The following is a 2,567-nucleotide window of genomic DNA, read 5'->3' on the forward strand; positions in this document are numbered from 1 at the left end:
GAGTTTCCTCCGGAGTGTATCCTGAGTACGGCGGAACACGTGAAATTCCGTCGGAATCCGGGAGGACCATCTCCCAAGGCTAAATACTACCTAGTGACCGATAGTGAACCAGTACCGTGAGGGAAAGGTGAAAAGCACCCCGGGAGGGGAGTGAAATAGAACCTGAAACCGTGTGCCTACAAGTAGTCGGAGCGCTTTTATGCGTGACGGCGTACCTTTTGTAGAATGGACCGGCGAGTTACGATTACATGCAAGGTTAAGTGGAAGACACGGAGCCGCAGCGAAAGCGAGTCTGAATAGGGCGAATGAGTATGTGGTCGTAGACCCGAAACCGTGTGATCTACCCATGTCCAGGGTGAAGGTCGGGTAACACCGACTGGAGGCCCGAACCCACGTATGTTGAAAAATGCGGGGATGAGGTGTGGGTAGGGGTGAAATGCCAATCGAACACGGAGATAGCTGGTTCTCTCCGAAATAGCTTTAGGGCTAGCCTCAAAAAGAGAGTACTGGAGGTAGAGCACTGATTGGACTAGGGGCCCTCATCGGGTTACCGAATTCAGTCAAACTCCGAATGCCAGATACTTATTTTTGGGAGTCAGACTGTGGGTGATAAGATTCATAGTCGAGAGGGAAACAGCCCAGACCGCCAGCTAAGGTCCCAAAGTATACGTTAAGTGGAAAAGGATGTGGAGTTGCCCAGACAACCAGGATGTTGGCTTAGAAGCAGCCACCATTTAAAGAGTGCGTAATAGCTCACTGGTCGAGTGACTCTGCGCCGAAAATGTACCGGGGCTAAACGTATCACCGAAGCTGCGGATTGTTCTTACGAACAATGGTAGGAGAGCGTTCTAAGTGCTGCGAAGTCAGACCGTGAGGACTGGTGGAGCGCTTAGAAGTGAGAATGCCGGTATGAGTAGCGAAAAAAGAGTGAGAATCTCTTTCACCGAATGCCTAAGGTTTCCTGAGGAAGGCTCGTCCTCTCAGGGTTAGTCGGGACCTAAGCCGAGGCCGAAAGGCGTAGGCGATGGACAACAGGTTGATATTCCTGTACCACCTCATGATCGTTATGAGCGATGGGGGAACGCAGAAGGATAAGGAATGCGCACGGATGGAAGTGTGCGCCCAAGCAGTGAGAAAGTCAGATAGGCAAATCCGTCTGGCAATTTCAAGCTGTGATGGGGAGGGAAAATTAGTACCGAAGTTCCTGATTTCACGCTGCCAAGAAAAGCCTCTAGCCAGATCATTGGTGCCCGTACCGCAAACCGACACAGGTAGGCGAGGAGAGAATCCTAAGGTGAGCGGGAGAACTCTCGTTAAGGAACTCGGCAAAATGACCCCGTAACTTCGGGAGAAGGGGTGCTTCTTTTAGAAGAAGCCGCAGTGAATAGGCCCAAGCGACTGTTTAGCAAAAACACAGGTCTCTGCGAAGCCGAAAGGCGAAGTATAGGGGCTGACACCTGCCCGGTGCTGGAAGGTTAAGGGGAAGAGTTAGCCGTAAGGCGAAGCTTAGAACCGAAGCCCCAGTAAACGGCGGCCGTAACTATAACGGTCCTAAGGTAGCGAAATTCCTTGTCGGGTAAGTTCCGACCCGCACGAAAGGTGCAACGACTTGGGCACTGTCTCAACGAGAGACCCGGTGAAATTATACGATGTGTGAAGATGCACATTACCCGCGACAGGACGGAAAGACCCCGTGGAGCTTTACTGTAGCCTGATATTGACTGTTTGTGCAGCTTGTACAGGATAGGTGGGAGCCGTGGAATCGGGAGCGCTAGCTTCCGTGGAGGCACCCGTGGGATACCACCCTAGCTGTATGAACATTCTAACCCAGGACCGTGATCCGGTTCGGAGACAGTGTCAGGCGGGCAGTTTGACTGGGGCGGTCGCCTCCCAAAAGGTAACGGAGGCGCCCAAAGGTTCCCTCAGAATGGTTGGAAATCATTCGTAGAGTGTAAAGGCAGAAGGGAGCTTGACTGCGAGACCTACAAGTCGAGCAGGGACGAAAGTCGGGCTTAGTGATCCGGTGGTTCCGCATGGAAGGGCCATCGCTCAACGGATAAAAGCTACCCCGGGGATAACAGGCTTATCTCCCCCAAGAGTTCACATCGACGGGGAGGTTTGGCACCTCGATGTCGGCTCATCGCATCCTGGGGCTGTAGTCGGTCCCAAGGGTTGGGCTGTTCGCCCATTAAAGCGGTACGCGAGCTGGGTTCAGAACGTCGTGAGACAGTTCGGTCCCTATCCGTCGTGGGCGTTGGAAGTTTGAGAGGAGCTGTCCTTAGTACGAGAGGACCGGGATGGACACACCGCTGGTGTACCAGTTGTTCCGCCAGGAGCATAGCTGGGTAGCTACGTGTGGAAAGGATAAGTGCTGAAAGCATCTAAGCATGAAGCCCCCCTCAAGATGAGACTTCCCATCACTTCGAGTGAGTAAGATCCCTCAGAGACGATGAGGTTGATAGGTTTGAGGTAGAAGCATGGTGACATGTGGAGCTGACAAATACTAATCGATCGAGGACTTAACTAAATTCTATTTTGATGTCGTTCCATTACTCTTATTTAGTTTT

The 2,567-nt window shown here is 52.3% G+C and carries 1 rRNA gene; it reads left to right on the forward strand.

The annotated features are described in order from the left end of the window. A 23S ribosomal RNA gene (locus M3210_RS19700) occupies positions 1–2,527 on the forward strand; the annotation flags it as partial. Between the last annotated feature and the right edge of the window lie 40 nt (positions 2,528–2,567).

The sequence above is a fragment of the Oceanobacillus luteolus genome (assembly GCF_023715655.1).
In the GTDB taxonomy this organism is placed as follows: Bacteria; Bacillota; Bacilli; order Bacillales; family Amphibacillaceae; genus Oceanobacillus; species Oceanobacillus luteolus.